This window comes from Pseudoduganella sp. jia 9 (assembly GCF_055502615.1).
In genome coordinates this window covers 35,543-52,510 of sequence record NZ_JBUPWE010000007.1, presented here as the reverse complement: position 1 = coordinate 52,510, position 16,968 = coordinate 35,543, and the positions used below count along the sequence as shown (strand labels likewise).

Annotated in this window: 10 protein-coding genes and 1 pseudogene; 4 read left to right on the top strand and 7 right to left on the bottom strand. The window is 68.6% G+C overall.

What is annotated here, in order from left to right; genetic code table 11:
* Positions 1 to 295 precede the first annotated feature (295 nt).
* A complete protein-coding gene (locus tag ACY34H_RS09880) occupies positions 296 to 3,217 on the bottom strand; it encodes a sensor histidine kinase (RefSeq protein WP_464977327.1) in 2,922 nt (973 codons plus the stop codon).
* Positions 3,218 to 3,581: 364 nt separating this feature from the next.
* Between ACY34H_RS09880 and ACY34H_RS09875 the strand changes: the two genes are divergently transcribed.
* Positions 3,582 to 5,219, top strand: a complete 1,638-nt coding sequence (locus ACY34H_RS09875) for a diguanylate cyclase domain-containing protein (protein ID WP_464977326.1) — start codon at positions 3,582 to 3,584, stop codon at positions 5,217 to 5,219.
* Positions 5,220 to 5,285: 66 nt separating this feature from the next.
* Here ACY34H_RS09875 and maiA read toward each other — a convergent pair whose 3' ends face one another.
* Genes maiA through hmgA form a run of 3 tightly spaced genes read right to left on the bottom strand, consistent with a single transcriptional unit; the run spans position 5,286 to position 8,559 of the window.
* Complete coding sequence (gene maiA, locus ACY34H_RS09870; RefSeq protein ID WP_464977325.1) at positions 5,286 to 5,930, bottom strand: maleylacetoacetate isomerase; 645 nt, start codon at positions 5,928 to 5,930, stop codon at positions 5,286 to 5,288.
* A gap of 29 nt (positions 5,931 to 5,959) precedes the next feature.
* On the bottom strand, positions 5,960 to 7,270 hold the full coding sequence (fahA, locus tag ACY34H_RS09865) for a fumarylacetoacetase (protein ID WP_464977324.1): 1,311 nt from the start codon (positions 7,268 to 7,270) through the stop codon (positions 5,960 to 5,962).
* Positions 7,267 to 8,559 carry a homogentisate 1,2-dioxygenase gene (gene hmgA, locus ACY34H_RS09860; RefSeq protein WP_464977323.1) on the bottom strand — a complete coding sequence of 431 codons (1,293 nt, stop codon included), beginning with the start codon at positions 8,557 to 8,559 and terminating at the stop codon, positions 7,267 to 7,269. The genes fahA and hmgA overlap by 4 nt, the downstream gene beginning before the upstream one ends.
* A 97-nt stretch (positions 8,560 to 8,656) precedes the next feature.
* Here hmgA and ACY34H_RS09855 point away from each other — a divergent pair, with 97 nt between their 5' ends.
* The 3 genes from ACY34H_RS09855 (at position 8,657) to ACY34H_RS09845 (ending at position 11,914) form a co-directional block, all read left to right on the top strand.
* Positions 8,657 to 9,559, top strand: coding sequence for a LysR family transcriptional regulator (locus ACY34H_RS09855; RefSeq protein ID WP_464977322.1), 903 nt, complete (start codon positions 8,657 to 8,659; stop codon positions 9,557 to 9,559).
* Between the two features lie 399 nt (positions 9,560 to 9,958).
* Positions 9,959 to 11,596, top strand: a complete 1,638-nt coding sequence (locus ACY34H_RS09850) for a diguanylate cyclase domain-containing protein (protein ID WP_464977321.1) — start codon at positions 9,959 to 9,961, stop codon at positions 11,594 to 11,596.
* 141 nt (positions 11,597 to 11,737) lie between these two features.
* Positions 11,738 to 11,914 (top strand): hypothetical protein, encoded by a 177-nt coding sequence (locus ACY34H_RS09845; RefSeq protein WP_464977320.1) that lies wholly within the window; start codon positions 11,738 to 11,740, stop codon positions 11,912 to 11,914.
* 125 nt (positions 11,915 to 12,039) lie between these two features.
* Here the strand turns inward: ACY34H_RS09845 and eat are convergent.
* The 3 genes and pseudogenes from eat to ACY34H_RS09830 all read right to left on the bottom strand — a co-directional run bounded on the left by eat (position 12,040) and on the right by ACY34H_RS09830 (position 16,943).
* A pseudogene (eat, locus tag ACY34H_RS09840) lies at positions 12,040 to 13,418 on the bottom strand (ethanolamine permease).
* Positions 13,419 to 13,647: 229 nt separating this feature from the next.
* Entirely contained in the window at positions 13,648 to 15,000 is a 1,353-nt protein-coding gene (locus ACY34H_RS09835; protein WP_464977319.1) for a sigma-54-dependent transcriptional regulator, read from the bottom strand.
* Entirely contained in the window at positions 14,997 to 16,943 is a 1,947-nt protein-coding gene (locus ACY34H_RS09830; RefSeq protein ID WP_464977318.1) for a sensor histidine kinase, read from the bottom strand. Before ACY34H_RS09830 ends, ACY34H_RS09835 begins: the two co-directional genes overlap by 4 nt.
* Between the last annotated feature and the right edge of the window lie 25 nt (positions 16,944 to 16,968).

Sequence of the window (16,968 nt, the reverse complement as noted above, 5' to 3'; positions counted from 1 at the left end):
AATCGCACGCCTGCGTGTTTCATACTGTACCGGCAAACGTTTCCAGGATCTGTTGGCGGTCTATCAGAACAGTTGTATCGCCGCTGTGGATATTGACCGGAAAAATCGGCGAGACTTTCTCGTGTTGGATAGGTCTTCTTCGCCTGTCAGTGGCCTGCCGGCGAAACCATGCCCGCGTTGGGGCACGGAAGCCGGGTGCACACCTGACGGCAGTTGCTGGCCTCGAAAGCATAGTGCCATTCGGGCCTGCACGCGGCCACCTCGCGAATCCACGTGCGGCTACAAGCGGTGCCGGTCAGGCATTGCTGGTTGCCGCCACGGCGCCGGAATAGGGCAACGACAGGGTAATCGTCGTACCGGCGCCGACTGTGGAACGAATCCGCAGCGCGCCCGCCGCCGCAGCTGCCCGCTCGCGCATGCCGGCAATACCCCAATGGCCGGCACGTCCGACCTTCAGCGTGTCCTGGTCGATGCCCCGGCCGTTGTCAGCGACGGTGAGTTCGATCCCCTCGGCGCCATAGGCAAGCCGCACGCTGATATCGCTGGCGTCGGCATGCCGGCACGCATTGCGTACAGCTTCCAGCGCGATGCTCATGCACACATGCGCCATCTCCGGGGACAGCGCCCGTGGAATGCCCGAATGAGTAAAAGCGCAGCATGACGCGTTTTGTTCTTCGCAGACCTGGGCCAGGGCAGCGGCCAGCTCCATCGGCAAAGCACTGGCGCCCGGTGCTGGACTGCGCAGGCCCTGGACACGATCGCGGGCTTCGGCCAATACCGCGTCCGCCCGTTCCAGCGTTGCCGCCAGGGCTGCGCGCAGCGGATCCGTTGCCGGCATGCGCTCGGCGGTGGCATGCACGCGCAGCACCAGGCCCTGAACGCCCTGCAGCAGCGTATCGTGCAGCTCGCGCGCGATGCGCTCGCGTTCGGCGTTCCGGGTACGCTCCATGGCGACGAGCCGGCGAGCTTCCAGCCGCAGGCGGTAGCGGTACAAACCCCACAGCCCCGCCAGGACCATCGCGCCACAGGCCATCTTGAACCAGGCTGTCTGGACTACCGTTGGCGGAACGTGCACTGCCAATGCCGCGCTGGCAGGGCTGGCAACACCGGCGCCGTTGACCGCTTGAACCACGAAACGGAAATCCCCCGGAGGCAGGCCGGTATAGGCCACGTCGGTGGCGCGACCGGCCTGCTGCCAGGTCCGATCGTATCCTTCCAGCCGGTACCGGTAGCGGATGCGCGATGCCATGTCGGTGGAAGGTGTCGCGAACTGGAACGACACCCTGTCCGGGTTAGGCGGCAAGTGCACGGGTAGCGCTGCGTCGTACGTGCTCCCGTCGGCGACCGCATGCAGCAGCGTTGGCGTCGATGGCACCGGCTCCGGCCGCACGGTGGCGGGATCCAGCCAGAACACGCGCCGTTTCGTCGAGACCCAGATTCGGCCATCCGCCGCGCGCACAATCGAATTGTTGAACAATGGACGTGCCCTGCCGGCGATGCCTTCGGCTTCGTCGAACACGCGGACGGACACCGGGCCTGCTCCCTGCAACGCGGCCGCTGGCAGCAGGACCAGGCCGGCGGCGCCGTTCAACCACAGCCCTTCGGGCGCGCCGACGCCCCCCGCCAGGCCGGTGACGGCATCGGACGGCGATGTTTGCAAGGGCACGAAGCGGGCACCGTCGAGGCGTGCCAGTCCTTCGGTGCCGCCGGCCCATATCGACCCCCCATATTCGAGCAGCACGCTTACCCGGCCGGCCGTCAGTCCTTGCGCGGAACCATACAGGGTGACGCTCCGGCCTTCGACCAACGCAACCTGGTTGTCCTCGTAGCCGATCCACACGCGCTTCCGGCTATCTTCCAGGACGGCGATCGGCGTCTTGCGCCCGCCATCGGGGAGTGCGGGGTTGCGCTGCCACGCCCCGTCTGCGTAGCGCAGTACGCCACGGCCGCTGGCAACGATCCACACGGCGCCGCCACGCTCGACGGCGATGGAGCGGATATTGTCTGCTGGCGCCACATCCGGCGGGTAGGGTATTTCGGCAAGTTGCCGGCTCCCGTCGGACGCCAGGTGGCGCAGTGCGCTCCTTGTCGCCAGCCAGATGGTGCCGTCCGGCGCTGCGCCCAGCGCCATCGCGTCGGCCCCGAAGGGCAGGGCGTGCAGCTTGCCGTCGCGTTCGATACGCCATGAGCCATTGCCGTCACTGAGGAAGACAGTGCCGGCAGCTCCTGACAGCAGGCGCGCCCGGTACGGCGTCGGCAACCGGGCTTCGACCGCGTTGGCGGCGCGGAAGCGATCCAGTCCGCCGCTTGTCGCCACCCAGATATTGCCCTGCGCGTCTTCCATCAGGCAGTGCACCACATTGCCCGTCAGGCCCTGGGCCACGGTGAACAGTTCGGCACCGGGCGCATAGCCGCCACCGGGACGGTCGTTCGCATCCGATGGCGCGGTATGGCGCAGCAGGCCCGCCTGGTCGTCTAACCATAGCGCGCCGCGACTGTCGGCCAGCATGCTGCCGCTGACGGGGCCACGCTGCCGATAGACCCAGCGGGCGGCACGCCCATAACCCTCCAGGCTGTCGAGGGCGCGGATGCCCCTCTGTTCGAGGAACCACACCGGGCCGCGACCGTACTGGGACGGAGGCTGGCGTGTCGACGGGCCGGGAATGGCCGCCTCGAAATGGGCCTTGCCCCGGTGGCGCAGGAACAGGCCCTGTTCCGTGAATGCGGCCACCGTACCGTCGGCGTGGACAAAGACCGAAGCGACTTTGCGCGCGGTAAAGCGCTGCTCCGGCCCCATGCGCTGCCAACGGCCACCGTCGAAGTAGGCCAGGCCGCCGATGCCTGCCGCCCACAGGCCCTTGCCGTCTGCGGCGAACGACCAGATGGCGCCGGCCGGCAACCCGTCGGCAACACCCCAGTTGCGAACCTTGCCGGCAAGGTAGTGGCTGACGCCGCCAAACATCCAGCCGATCCAGAGTCCTCCAGCGTCATCTGCCCGCAGCGTGTAAACCGCCTGGTCGGGAAAGCGCTCCGCTCCCTTGGGTGCAACGCTGGTAAAGCGCAGGCCATCGAAACGCCACAGCCCTTCCGATGTGCCAAGCCACATCCAGCCATCGGTGCTTTGCGCCATCGCGGTGATGTTATCGGGAACGCCGTCGCGCGGCGTCCACGCCACGTGTTCGAGCTGGTCAAGCGTACGAACCGGCGCAGCCGGCAAACCCGGCGCAACCAGGCAGCACAGTACAACCAGGCAAGCGGGGAATCGGTGAGGACCATGCGGAACTTTCCGGCAGCTGTCGAACGGCATGGCAAGACTCACGAAGGAAATTGACGGCGCAAAGTATAGCGGCCCATGGATGAGGCGGCCAGCATCGGCTGGAACATCTGGCGCCAACGCACTGGCGCGAGCAGCGTACTGCCAGTGGACGCGAAGCTCCTGCTAGGTGCCGCCGGCCCCCTCCAGCGTGGCACCTCGATACGCCACCATGGCGAACAGGCACCGAAACCGGCAGTGCAGTAGCATGCAGGCTGGTAGCTACCATATGCCCCCGAAGAGTTTTCCGTACAGCAAGGGCCTTGCCATGCAGAGAATCCATCCATTCGGCACGCTGAAAGCACGGATGACAGTCATTGTCTGCGCGCTGGTCTTCCTGTCCGGGATACTGCTCGCCATTTACGCGATCAATATCGTCGAGCGGGACATGGCCCGGCTGGTCGGCGATCGCGAATACGCGCTGCTGTCGAGCGCGGCGGCGCACATGGAGCAGGACCTGCAGTCGAAGCGCGCGGTGCTGCGCGTGACGGCGGAGGGCATCCAGGCGGCCGGCGCGTTCCAGCCCGCGGCGGTGCGCCGGTATCTGCAGGGAGTGCCATCCCTGGGCCAGCAGTTTTTCAATACCGTGGCCTTCGATGCCAACGGCGTGCTCCTGACCAGCCTGGCTGAAGGTGCGGCCGCCGGCCAGGCCACGGTGGCGGCACGCGATTACTTCCAGCACACGGTGGCCACCCGCCAGGGCTTGCTGTCGCGGCCGCTGCGCAGTGCGCTGTCCGGCAAGCCCATCGTGCTGCTGACCGAGCCCGTGTTCGGCGCCACGGGTTCCCTGCAATTCGTGCTGGCTGCCTCCATCGACCTGTCGCGGGCGGATTTCTTCCGTCACCTGGACCGCCTCAAGCCGGGACGGCACGGCTACCTGTTCGTCGTGACGGCGGACGGCGTCATCCTGCATCACCCGGATGCGCGCCGCCTGCTGCGCAATGTCGCCGAGGAGGAGGGCGGCATCGTGCCGTCGACGCGGCAGGCGCTGGACGGGAAGGATGGCTGGGTGCTGGCGAAAAACAAGGCGGGCGTGAATTCGCTGATCGGCTACCGGCGGCTGGCGACCGCCAACTGGATCGTGGGCATCGTCTACCCCACGGCCGAGGCGTTCGCGCCGCTGGTGGCGATGCGCCAGCGGGCGCTGCTCCGCACCGGCATTGCCGCAGCCGTCGCCGGCTTGCTGGGGCTGCTTGCCATCGCGATACTGCTGCGCCCCCTGGAGACACTGCGCAGGCAGGTGGCGAGCATCCGCCGTGGCGATGCCGGCATCGACAGCATCGACCTGACGCGGCGCGACGAGATCGGTGCGCTGAGCCGGGCCATTCACGCGCTCACGGAGGAGCGGGCGAAGGCCGAGGCCGAATCGGCAAGGCTGGCACGCACCGATTCGCTGACCGGACTGTGCAACCGGCGCATGATGGAAAGCGAGCTGGACAGGGTATTGATGCGCCAGCGCCGGAGCCATGCCGGTATCGGCCTGGCTTTTCTCGACATCGACCATTTCAAGCGGATCAACGACAGCCATGGGCATGCCACCGGCGATGCGGTGCTGGTCGAATTCGCCACACGCCTCAGGCTGTCCGTGCGCGGCACCGATATCGTGGCGCGCTATGCGGGGGATGAATTCGTCGTCGTGTTCGAGAGCTTGTCCGGCGCCGATGAATTGCCGGCGCTTGCCGCGAAAATCGTCGAGGCAATGCGCGTACCGTTCGATGTCATCGCCGGCGGCCTCCACGTCACCACCAGTATCGGCCTGGCTTTCGGCAGCGCCGACAGCACCCGGGAGAGCCTGCTGAAATGCGCGGACGAGGCCCTGTACGCCGCCAAGGCCGCGGGCAGGGATGGCTACATCGTCGACGGGGTCGTCGCCAGGACATGCGGCGCGGCCAGCATGGGGGCCTGACGTGCGACCCCATGGGCGTGTGGCCGCGGCGTTATTCCGGTGCGCCAGGCAGGCTGGCGCCCGGGCCTATGGCGCGTCCGGCTGGCTTTCCGGCCGCGCGTCGGCGAACGCGGGCAACGCCTCGCAGCGGGCCGCGATCGCGCCCAGTACCGGATAGGCCGACAGGTCGCAGTCGAAGCGGCGCGCGTTGTACAGCTGCGGCACCAGGCAGCAGTCGGCCATCGTCGGCGTGTCGCCATGGCAGAACAGGCCGGCCCCGCCGTCGCGCCCGAGCTGGCGCTCCAGTGCTTCCAGCCCCAGCGCGACCCAATGGCGGTACCAGCCGGTCTTCTGTTCCGGCGAAACGCCCAGCGTGTCGCTGAGGTATTTCAGGACCCGCAGGTTGTCGATCGGGTGGATGTCGCAGGCGATCGCCTGTGCCAGCGCGCGCACCCGTGCCCGCCCGCGCGCATCGGCAGGCAGCAGTGCCGGCTGAGGATGGGTCTCGTCGAGGTATTCGATGATCGCCAGCGACTGGGGCAGCAGCAGGCCGCCGTCCTCTAGCAGCGGTACCAGGTGCTGCGGGTTTTTCTCGTCATAGGCGGCACCGAACTGTTCTCCGCCATCCCTGAGCAGGTGCACCGGCACCTGCTCGGCCGCGATGCCTTTCAGGTTCAGGGCGATGCGCACGCGGTAGGCGGCCGAGCTGCGAAAGTAGGTGTAGAGCTTCATGGTCGGCGGTTGTATCGATAATAAAGCGCTCAGCGGGCAGCCAGCAGCGTGCCGGAGGCTTCGCCGAAGCCGATGCGCGGCAGGCCGGGACGCCGGGCGCGGCCGCGCAGCACGATGCGGTCGCCGTCTTCGAGGAAGACGCGTTGTTCGCCGTTCGGCAGCGCCAGCGGCTGCTTGCCGCCCGCGCTCAGTTCCAGCAGCGAACCGGCTTGCGCCGCTTCCGGACCGGACTGCGTGCCCGAGCCCAGCAGGTCGCCGGGGCGCAGTACGCAGCCGTTGACGGTGTGGTGCGCCAGCAGTTGCGCCACGGTCCAGTAGGAGTGCCGGAAGTTCGAGGTCGCCAGCGACGCCGGCGCCTGGCCGCCGCGGCGCATGCTTTCCGTCTGCAGCAGCACTTCCAGTTCGATATCGAAGCCGCCGCTGCCGCGCAGCGCCGGATAGTCGAGGTAAGGCAGCGGCTGGGGATCGGCGGCGTCGCGCTGCCAGGCCGAGCGGTAGGGGGCAAGCGCCTCGGCGGTCACGATCCACGGCGAGATCGTGGTGGCGAAGTTCTTCGCCAGGAACGGGCCCAGCGGCTGGTATTCCCAGGCTTGCAGGTCGCGTGCCGACCAGTCGTTCAGCAGGCACAGGCCGAACACATGCGCTTCAGCGTCGGCGACCGGGATCGGCTCGCCCTGGGCATTGCCGGCGCCCACGAAGATGCCGACTTCGAGCTCGAAATCCATGCGCCTGCTGGGGCCGAACGCGGGTTCGGCGTCGCTGGCGCCGCGTGTCTGGCCAAGCGGACGATGGAAGGCCTGGCCCGATACGCCGATCGTCGACGAACGGCCGTGGTAGCCGATCGGCACCCACTTGTAGTTCGGCAGCAGGGGGTTATCGGGCCGGAACAGCTTGCCGACCGCCGTGGCGTGGTGGATCGATGTATAGAAGTCGGTATAGTCGCCGATGTTCGCCGGCACGGTGAACTCGGCATCGGCCTGGGCAACCAGCAGTGCGGGGCGGGCCGGCGCATCGCTGCGCAGCAGCCTGGACAATGCAAGGCGCAAGGCCGACCAGGCCTGCGGGCCCGCCGCCATCAGCGCGTTCAGGCTGTCGCGCGAAGCCAGCGCCGCGGCAGCGCGCGCTTGCGGCGCCGCGCCGTCGAGCGCATCGCCCAGCGCGGCCAGGTCGACGATCCGGTCGCCGATGGCAACGCCGCCGCGGAACGCTTCGCCGCTGCCGGCACGGCGGAATACCGCGAATGGCAGGTTCTGGATGGGGAAGTCCGAGTCCGGCAGGTTGGCCGAGGCGACCCAGCTGGTCAGCGCGGCATCATGGGTTTCGTTGAGTGGTCGGCTCATGGGCGTGGATCCTTGAAATGCTTGTTGAAGCCCTGCCAGCAGCGGTAATAGTCCGGCTGCAACTGGGGCGAGGCGAGGGCGGCGGCGGTGGGGCGGATCACGTCGCGCGTCTCGAACATGAAGGCCATCGTGGCATCGACCTTGTGCGGCCGGGCCGTGTCGGCCACGCTGGCTTTCTCGAAGGTGGGCGCATCCGGGCCGTGGCCGCTCATGCAATTGTGCAGGCTGGCGCCGCCCGGGCTGAAACCTTCGGACTTGGCGTCGTACTGGCCATGGATCAGCCCCATGAACTCGCTGGCCACGTTGCGGTGGAACCAGGGCGGCCGGAACGTGTCTTCCGCGGCCAGCCAGCGCGGCGGGAAGATCACGAAGTCCAGCGTGTCCACGCCCGGCGTGTCGCTGGGCGACTGCAGCACCAGGAAAATCGACGGGTCGGGGTGGTCGTAGCTGATGGAGCCGATCGTGTTGAAGTGGCGCAGGTCGTATTTATAGGGCGCGTAGTTGCCGTGCCAGGCCACCACGTCGAGCGGCGAATGGCCGATCGCTGCGCGCCACAGGTTCCCGGCAAACTTGGCCACCAGTTCGAAGTCGCCCTCGCGGTCCTCGAAAGCGGCCTGCGGTGTCAGGAAGTCGCGCGGGTTGGCCAGGCCGTTCGAGCCGATCACGCCCAGGTCGGGCAGCCGCAGCAGGGCGCCGAAGTTCTCGCAGACGTAGCCGCGCGCCTGGCCGTCCGGCAGCGTGACCTGGAAGCGCACGCCGCGCGGGATCACGGCGATTTCCTGCGGTTCCACGTCGACGATGCCCAGTTCGGTGGCGATGTGCAGCCGGCCTTGCTGCGGCACGATCAGCAGTTCGCCGTCGGCATCGTAGAAATAGCGGCCCGCCATCGGCTGGTTCGCGGCATACAGGTGGATGCCCACGGCCGCGTTGCCGGCCATCGTGACCCACCCGTCGATGAAGTCGGTGGGCGCGTCCGGCATCGGCAGCGGGTCCCAGCGCAGCTGGTTCGGCGGCGCCTCCAGCGCGCCGAAGTCGCCGGCGATGCGGCCATTGTCCAGCCGGGTGAACGGCTGGTGCATCGCGCCGGGACGGATGCGGTACAGCCAGCTGCGCCGGTTGTGTGCGCGCGGCGCGGTGAAGGCCGTGCCGGACAGCTGCTCGGCATACAGGCCATAGGGCGCCCGCTGTGGCGAATTCCGGTGCGCCGGCAGGGCGCCGGGCAATGCCTCGGTGGCGAATTCGTTGCCGAAGCCGGACAGGTAGCGCGGGCTCGGATCGGTCTTGTCCACGTGGTCTCCTGGTGTGGAAGTTCTTGCATCACACTGTAGACCATTGGTGCCATGAATGAGAAAATGTGAAGTATTTACGTTTGAAATAGAGGGCCGAATGGAGCTGCGTGACCTGGACCTGAACCTGCTGCTGGTGTTCCAGGAAGTCTTCCGCGAGCGGCAGATCTCCGCCGCGGCACGCCGCCTGCGCCTGACGCAATCGGCAGTCAGCAACGCGCTGGCGCGCCTGCGCCGCGCGACGGGCGATGAACTGTTCGTGCGCGTCGCCGCCGGCATGCAGCCGACACCTTACGCCGAGCGCATGGCCGAGCCGGTGGCGGCCGCGCTGGCGCACCTGGAGCAGGCGCTGGCGCCGGCACAGGCGTTCGACCCGGCAGCGAGCCGCCGGCGCTTCACGCTCGCCATGACCGACGTGGGCGAGGTGTACTTCATGCCGCGCCTGGTCGAGCTGTGCGGCGCGGCGGCGCCCGGCGTGGCGATCGCCTCGGTGCGCGCCGGTTCCGCCAGCCTGCGGGCGGAGATGGAGGCGGGCCGCATCGATCTCGCCATCGCCGCGTTCGACGATGCGCCCGATGCGCTGTACCACCGCCGCCTGTTCCGGCAGGATCACGTCTGCCTGTTCCGCGCCGGGCACCCGCTGGCGAGCGGGCCGCTGACGATGGAGCGCCTGGCCGGCGCACGGCACTTGGTGGTAGCCGCGCTGGAAAGCCCGTACGACGCCATCAACACGGCATTGCAGAAGGCCGGCATCCTTGCCGCCGCCAGCTTTTCGGTGCCGCATTTCTCGGCCGCGCCATACATTGTCGGCACCACCGACCTGGTGGTGACGGTGCCGCGCAAGCTGGCCGAGCGGGTTGCCGCGCCGTTCGGCCTGGCCTACGCGGCATCGCCGCTGCCGCTTGCGGCCCTGCAGACCAACGTGTTCTGGCACCGGCGATACAACCAGGACGAGGGCAACCGCTGGCTGCGCACGCTGGTGGTGGAGGCGTTCGCCGAATAGCGCCGCGCCGGCCGGAAATATGTGGCTTTGCGGCAGCTATATTTGCATTTGATGACAGCCCGGTGCAGGCGCTGGGCTACAATGCCTGCGCTACCGCATGTGATCGCTGCCGCCTCTTTCGCCCCTTTTGCGCCGGTTCGGTCCGATCAGGAACTTTTTCCGACATGTGCCGCCACGACGCGGCAGTGCTTTCCTGGCCCCGAATCCGCATTTCTCGACCATCGTATTAGCTGGCTGGCGCCGCGCGTTGCAGCATCGACGCTCGTCCCGTGCAGGCGGAGTTGACATGACCGACCGACATGACCCGTTGCGGGCGATCGCCGTGCTGGCGGACAAACCGATGCCGAGCGTCCTTCGGACGCTGCGGGCGTTTTCGCTGGCGCAGCCCGGCTGGCCTGGATGACCGGTCGCATCGAAGCGCCCCGCGCCGGCGTGCTGCGGGTCTTGCCGCGGACGCTGAAGTTCCGCATTGCCCTGGTCGTCAGCATGGTGGCGCTGGCGGCCGCCGTGCTGGCATCGTTCGCGGTGCTGCTGCCGATGCGGCAGCAGATGCAGGGAATTGTCGGCAACCACGAGGCCACGCTGCTGGCCAGTGCCGCCGCGGCGCTGGACCAGGAAATCTCCGCCAGGCGTGTCCTGCTGCGCTCGATCGCCGAAGCGGCCGGCCAACCCCGGCCCCATGACGGCGCGGCCGCCCAGGCGCTGCTCGAGCAGCACGGCGTGCTGCGCGAGGAATTCGACAACGTGGTGGTCTTCGATCCGGCCGGCCAGGTGATCGCCAACCTGGCCGACCGGCGCGCGGTCGGCGACCGCTCCGCAGCGGGCGGCAGGACGCTGCTCGATACGCTGGCGCAGCGGGAAGGAACGATCTCGCCGCCGTTTCGCAGCCCGCTGACCGGCAAGCCCGCCGTCATGCTGGTCGAACCCGTCATCGGTGCCGACGGCAGCGTGGCGGCGATCCTCGGCGGCGGGCTCAGCCTGCTCAATGCGCGGTTCATGGGCCATCTGCAATCGCTGCGTCCGGCCCGTTCGTCGTATTTCTTCCTGCTGGACGAACGCGGCACCATCATGTATCACCCGCACGCCGCCCGCGTACTGAAAAATGTCTGGCAGGAAGAGGGCGGGGCGACGGACATCACCCGGCGTGCCATGGCAGGCTTCGAAGGCTGGACCGAAGGCATGACCAAGGAGGGACAGCGCGCGCTGGTGGCGACGACCCGCCTGCGCAGGTCGGGCTGGATACTCGGCGTCGTCTACCCGGTCGCGGAGGCCTATGCGCCGCTGCGGCGCGGCGAGCAGGCGGCCTGGGTGTCGATGGGCGTCGTGACCGTGCTGGCCGCGGCGATCGGCCTGTGGCTGACCGTGGTACTGCTCAAGCCATTGCAGCGCCTGCAGGGGCGCGTGGAACGGCTGTCGGCGGGTGCCGTCGACATCGGGGTGCTGGACTCGCCGCGCGCCGACGAGATCGGCAGTCTCAGCCGCGCATTCTTTGCATTGTCGCAACAGCGGCAGGATGCCGAAAGCAGGCTGGCGCTGCTGACCCGCACCGATACCCTGACAGGCCTGAACAACCGGCGCATGTTCGAGGCCGAGCTGCCGGCCGCGCTGGCGCGGGCGCGGCGGGTCGAGCGCGGGCTGGCGCTGGCATTCTTCGACGTCGATTATTTCAAGCAGATCAATGATACGCATGGCCACGCCATCGGCGACCAGGTGCTGTGCGAGTTTGCGCAGCGGCTGCGGTCGACGCTGCGCAAGGTCGATACGGTAGCGCGCCTGTCGGGGGACGAGTTCGTCATCGTGCTGGAACTGGTCGATACGCCGGCAGCCGTCGAGCCGCTGATCCTGAAGCTGCTGTATGCGATACGGCAGCCATTCAGCTGCGGCGGACTGCACCTCGCCGTGACCGCCACGGTGGGGGTGGCGCACGGCACCGGCAGGATCCCGGCGGAGCGCATGCTGAAGGTTGCCGACGAAGCCCTGTATGCGGCCAAGGCCGCCGGCAGGAATACCTGGGAGTTGCGCGAGGCGCTTCCCTGAGGCGGCTGGCTGGTGGCCGTCGCCGTCACCGGCACGGGCACCGCCGGAATGTGGCCCCGGCATGCGGCTATCACTTCCGGCATGGCTGCACGCCGCGCCGGGCGGACTAGAATGAGCATTCCCGATACCGGAGGAGGCCCCATGACGACCACCCGACAATCCCCGCCGGCGGACCGCCCGGTTCCCGCCAGCACGGCGGAGCACGAATCCGACCAGCTCGACGAGGCCCTCGACGAGTCCTTTCCCGCCAGTGATCCGGTGGCGGTGAGCATTACCGCCATCGAGCCGCGGACCAGCGCGCCGGCGGCGGCGCGCTGACGGGCTGGCGGCGTTCCCGCCTGGCCGGCGACGCCCCGGCCGCCATGAATGGCGGTGCCGCGGCGCGCGGAGCGGGAGCTTTCAGGGCGGGCGCTTTCAAGCGGCAGCTTACAAGGCACGGGGGATCAGCCGGTCTCCACGGCAGATGCGGCAGGCTGCCGGCCGCGGCCGAGCAGGAAGACGGCATAGCCGGCGCCCATCAGGCCGAGGTAGGCGCAGAAGATCAGGAAGTTGTAGTACACCATCGTCACCAGGCAGACGCCCGCCGCGGCCACGGCGAAGGCCGGCACCCACGGATAACCCGGCGCACGCCACGGCCGCATCATGCCGGGCTCGGTACGGCGCAGCCTGAACAGGCTGAGCATGCTGACGATGTACATCGTGATGGCGCCGAACACCGACATGGTGACGATATTGGCGGTCAGCGTCTGCCCGCCGAAGCTCACCAGCCGGTCGCTGAAGATGGCGATCATGCCCACCGCGCCGCCGGCCAGCACGGCCAGGTGCGGGGTGCGGAAGCGCGGGTGGATGCGCGCCAGGCCGCGCGGCAGGAACCCTTCGCGTGCCAGGGCGAAGATCTGGCGCGAGTAGCCCAGGATGATGGCGTGGAACGACGCGACCAGGCCGAACAGGCCGAGCCAGACCAGCATGTGCAGCCAGCCGCTGTCCGCCCCGACGACGGCCTTCATTGCCTGCGGCAGCGGACGTTGATGTTGGCCAGCTTCGTCCAGTCGCCCACGCCGCCGGCGAACACCATCACGCCGATCGCCAGTGCCACGAGGGTGAGGATGCCGGCGACATAGGCGACGGGAATCGAGCGGCGCGGGTTCCTTGCTTCCTCGGCCGCCATGGCCACGCCCTCGATCGCCAGGAAGAACCAGATCGCGAACGGGATCGCCGCCAGCATGCCGGGAATCGCGGCCATGCTGAAATCTTCCTGCCCGGCCCAGCCTCCGCGCATGAAGCTGGCCAGCGAGAAGCCGGGCGAGACGACGCCCATGAAGACCAGCAGTTCGCCGATGGCCAGCACGGTGATCAGCAGTTCGAATGTCGCGGCAAGCTGCACGCCGGCGATATTGAGCGTCATGAACAGCAGGTAGGCGCCCACGGCGACCCACTTCGGATCGAGCCCGGGGAACTGCACGTTCAGGTAGGAGCCGATCGCCAGCGCGATGGCCGGCGGCGCGAACACGAATTCGATCAGCGTCGCCGCGCCCGCGATATACCCGCCGGTCGCGCCGAACGCCCGCTTGCTGTAGGCGAAGGGCCCGCCCGCCTGCGGGATCGCGGTGGTCAGTTCCGTGAAGCTGAAGATGAAGCAGGTGTACATCAGCGCGACGAAGATGGCCGTCACCGCGAAGCCCAGCGTGCCCGCCGAAGCCCATCCATAGCTCCAGCCGAAATACTCGCCCGAGATCACCAGGCCGACGGCGATCCCCCATAGCTGGACCGTGCCGAGTGTCTGCCTGAGTGCCGGGGCGCCCTGCGTGCCTGCCGCGTTCATGGTCTTCTCCTGGTCGAGGTACAGCGCGCCGGACATCCGCCTGCAGCCGAAGCATGCAAGCCAGCTCATGCAATGCCTGTCATGCGGGGCATGCCGGTTGCGGATCGCGTGCACGCCTGAAGCAGGCAAGAATCATGCAAGGCCGCGGCAAGTGTGCAAGGCCGGGGCGCCACGCCCGGAGGCCGTGCCATTGCCCCACGGTGCAGCGATTCTGCACCATGCTGCAGCGCTAGCGAAAGTCCTCCGCCACCAGGCCGTACTTCTGCATCTTGTGGTACATGGTCTGCTTGGGCAGGCTCAGCGTGGCGCACGCGGCAGCCACGTTGCCGCCCGCACTGCGCAGCGCCGCTTCGACGAGGGCCCGCTCGAAGGCTCCGACCTGGTCCGCCAGCGAAGCCGGCAACGCGCCGGCAGGCTCGTCGCCGGCGGCAACCCCGGGCAGGGCGCCATGCAGGCCCAGCACGTAGCGGTCGGCCGCGTTGCGCAGTTCGCGCACATTGCCCGGCCAGTCGTGCCGCATCAGCGCCTGCATGTGCGCGGCGGGCACGGCGGGAACGGCGCGCCGGTAGCGGCCGGCGGCATCGAGCATGAAGTGCTCGAACAGCAGCGGAATGTCCTCGCGCCGTTCGCGCAGCGGCGGGATGCGCAGCACGATCAGGTTCAGGCGGTAATACAGGTCGGCGCGGAACTGGCCCGTCTTCACCAGTTCCTGCAGGTCCGCCTTGGACGCGGCGATCACGCGCACGTCCACCGGCAGCAGCTGTACCGAGCCCAGGCGTTCGACATGGCGCTCCTGCAGCACGCGCAGCAGCTTCACCTGCATCGCCAGCGGCAGGCTCTCGATCTCGTCGAGGAACAGCGTGCCTTTCGACGCGTGCTCGATCTTGCCGGTCTGGCGCTTGGCCGCGCCGGTGAACGCGCCGGCTTCATGGCCGAACAGTTCGCTCTCGAAAATCGTTTCCGGTATCGCGCCGCAATTGATGGCCACGTAATGGTGGGCGGCCCTTTCGCTGAACTCGTGCAGGCAGCGCGCCACCAGTTCCTTGCCGGTGCCGGTCTCGCCATAGACCAGCACGTCGGCCGGCTGGCTTGCCACGTCCAGTATCAGGCGGCGCAGCTCGTGCATGGCCGGCGCGTTGCCGAGCAGCGCGGCGTCGATGCCCTGGCTGTGCGCCAGCCGCTGGCGCAGGCCATGCACTTCCAGCTGCAGGCGGCGCTTGTCGGCCGCGCGCCGGACCACGGCGGCCAGTTGCGCCGACGAGTAGGGCTTCTCGATGAAATCGTAGGCGCCGTCGTGCATTGCCTGCACCGCCATGGCGATGTCGCCGTGGCCGGTGACCAGGATCACGGGCAGGTCGGGATCGGCGGCGCGCACGGCCGCCAGCAACTCCAGCCCGCTCATGCCGGGCAGCCGCACGTCGCTCACCAGCACGGCGCGGCAGTGCGCATGCAGCAGGCCGCGCGCCGCCTCGGCATTGTCGAACGCACGCACGCTGAAACCCGCCAGGTCGAGCGCCTGGGCGCTGCCCTCGCGCACGGCGGCGTCGTCCTCGACCAGTATGACTTCGATGTCGTCCATCATGGCTCCATGGGTGCCGCCCGCAGTTCGATGACGAAGCAGGCACCGGTAACGGTGGGCTCGGCGCGCAGGCTGCCGCCGAAGTCGCGGATGATCTGCTCCGAGATGGCCAGGCCCAGCCCGAGGCCCTCGCCCTGCGGCTTGGTGGTGAAGAATGGCTCGAACAGGCGGCCGCGCGCTTCGTCCGACAGGCCGGGTCCATTGTCGGACACGCGGATCAGCACCGGGCCGGCCGGCCGCGTGACGCTGACCGACAGCGCGCGGGGCACGCCGCGTTCCAGCGTGGCCAGCGCGTCGAGCGCATTCGTCATCAGATTCAGCAGCACCTGTTCCAGCAGATTGCTGTCGCACAGCGCGTAAACGTCGGCCTCGCCGATATCGAGGCTGAAGGCTACCTGGTCCAGCTGCAGGCGGCGCTCCACCAGCACCAGCGCATTCGCGACGGCGGTGTGGATCGAAGCGGGGGCCAGCCCGGCATTGGACTTGCGCGCGAAAGCTTTCAGCTTGCCCGTGATGCCGCCCATGCGCGCCACGATCTGCGAGATCTTCGCCAGGTTTTCCCGCGCTTCCGCCATGCGGCCACGCTCGAACAGCAGCACGGCATTGTCGGCCATGGTGCGCAGCGCCGTCAGCGGCTGGTTCAGCTCATGCGTGATGCTGGCCGACATCTGGCCCAGCACGGCCATCTTGCCGGCCTGGTACAACTCGTTCTGGGTGCGGTGCAATTGCTGCTCGGCCTGGCGCCGCACGTCCATCTCGCCGATCAGGCTGTGCGTGGTGCGTTCCAGCCGGGCGGTGCGTTCGGCCACCATCCGTTCCAGCTCATCGTAGGCATCCTGCAACTGCGCCCTGGCCCGCAGGCGCTGCCGCACATGCAGGAACAGCAGCAGCAGGAAGCCGTACGCCAGGCAGGCGAACAGCGTGGCCGCGCGGGCGCTGGCGCGCGCCTGGCCGAGGTCCGACAGGTAGATGAACGTCCACTGGCGCGGCGCCAGCGAGCGCGTCTGCATCAGCAGCGGAGGCGTGCCGGCGTTCCCGGCGCCGCTGCCCGCGGGCGGCCCGATGGCCACCACGCGCGTGCCGCCGGCGCGTGGCTCGTCGCGGCCGATGGGTAACGGCGGCAGCGGCAGGCGGTGGTACTGGCGCGTCTGTTCGAGGCGGGCGCGCACGCTGCCGGGCAGGGGGCGCAGCGTGTGGTATTTGAACGCCGGCGCGGACGACAGGAACAGCACGCCGTTGGCGTCGGCCAGCATGACCTTGTCGGCGCCCTGCACCCAGCCCCGCTCCAGTGCTTCGATGTTCACCTTGACGACGGCGACGCCCAGCATGCGGCCATCGCGGTGGACGCCCCGCGCATAGAAATAGCCAGGCTCGCCGCTGGTGGTGCCCACGCCGTAGAAGCCGCTCGGCCGGCCGCGCAGCGCATCCTGCAGGTAGGGCCGGAAGCCGATGTCGTCGCCGACGAAGCTGTTTTTCTGGCGCCAGTTGCTCGCCGCCAGCGTGCGGCCTTGCAGATCGACGATATAGATGATGCGCGAGCCGGCCTGCCTGCTCAGGCGTTCCAGGTAGCCGTTCATTTCCCGCCGGCGCGCGCCGTCGTCCGGATGCGCCAGCAGGGCTTGCACGTCCTTGTCCAGCTCCAGCATGTGCGGCAGGAAGTCATACTTGTCGAGCAGGTTCTGCAAGCTGGCCGCGTACACCTCGAGCCGCTGCGCGCCCGCCGCGCGCAGCCTTTCCGTGCTCGATTCCACGGTCCATCCATGGACGGCCCAGGCCAGTACCAGGCCGCCCGCCAGCGCGGCGCACCAGCCCATCAGCGCGCGGCGCGACCAGCGCCGGCGCGGCACGGGCGGCCGCGGGCTGGCCGCCTCATGGGCCGCCTCATTGGCCACCTCGGCAGCAGCCTCATTGACCATCTCGGCAGGGTTATCGGACGGGACTGGCATCCTGACGACTATAGCAAATACCCGC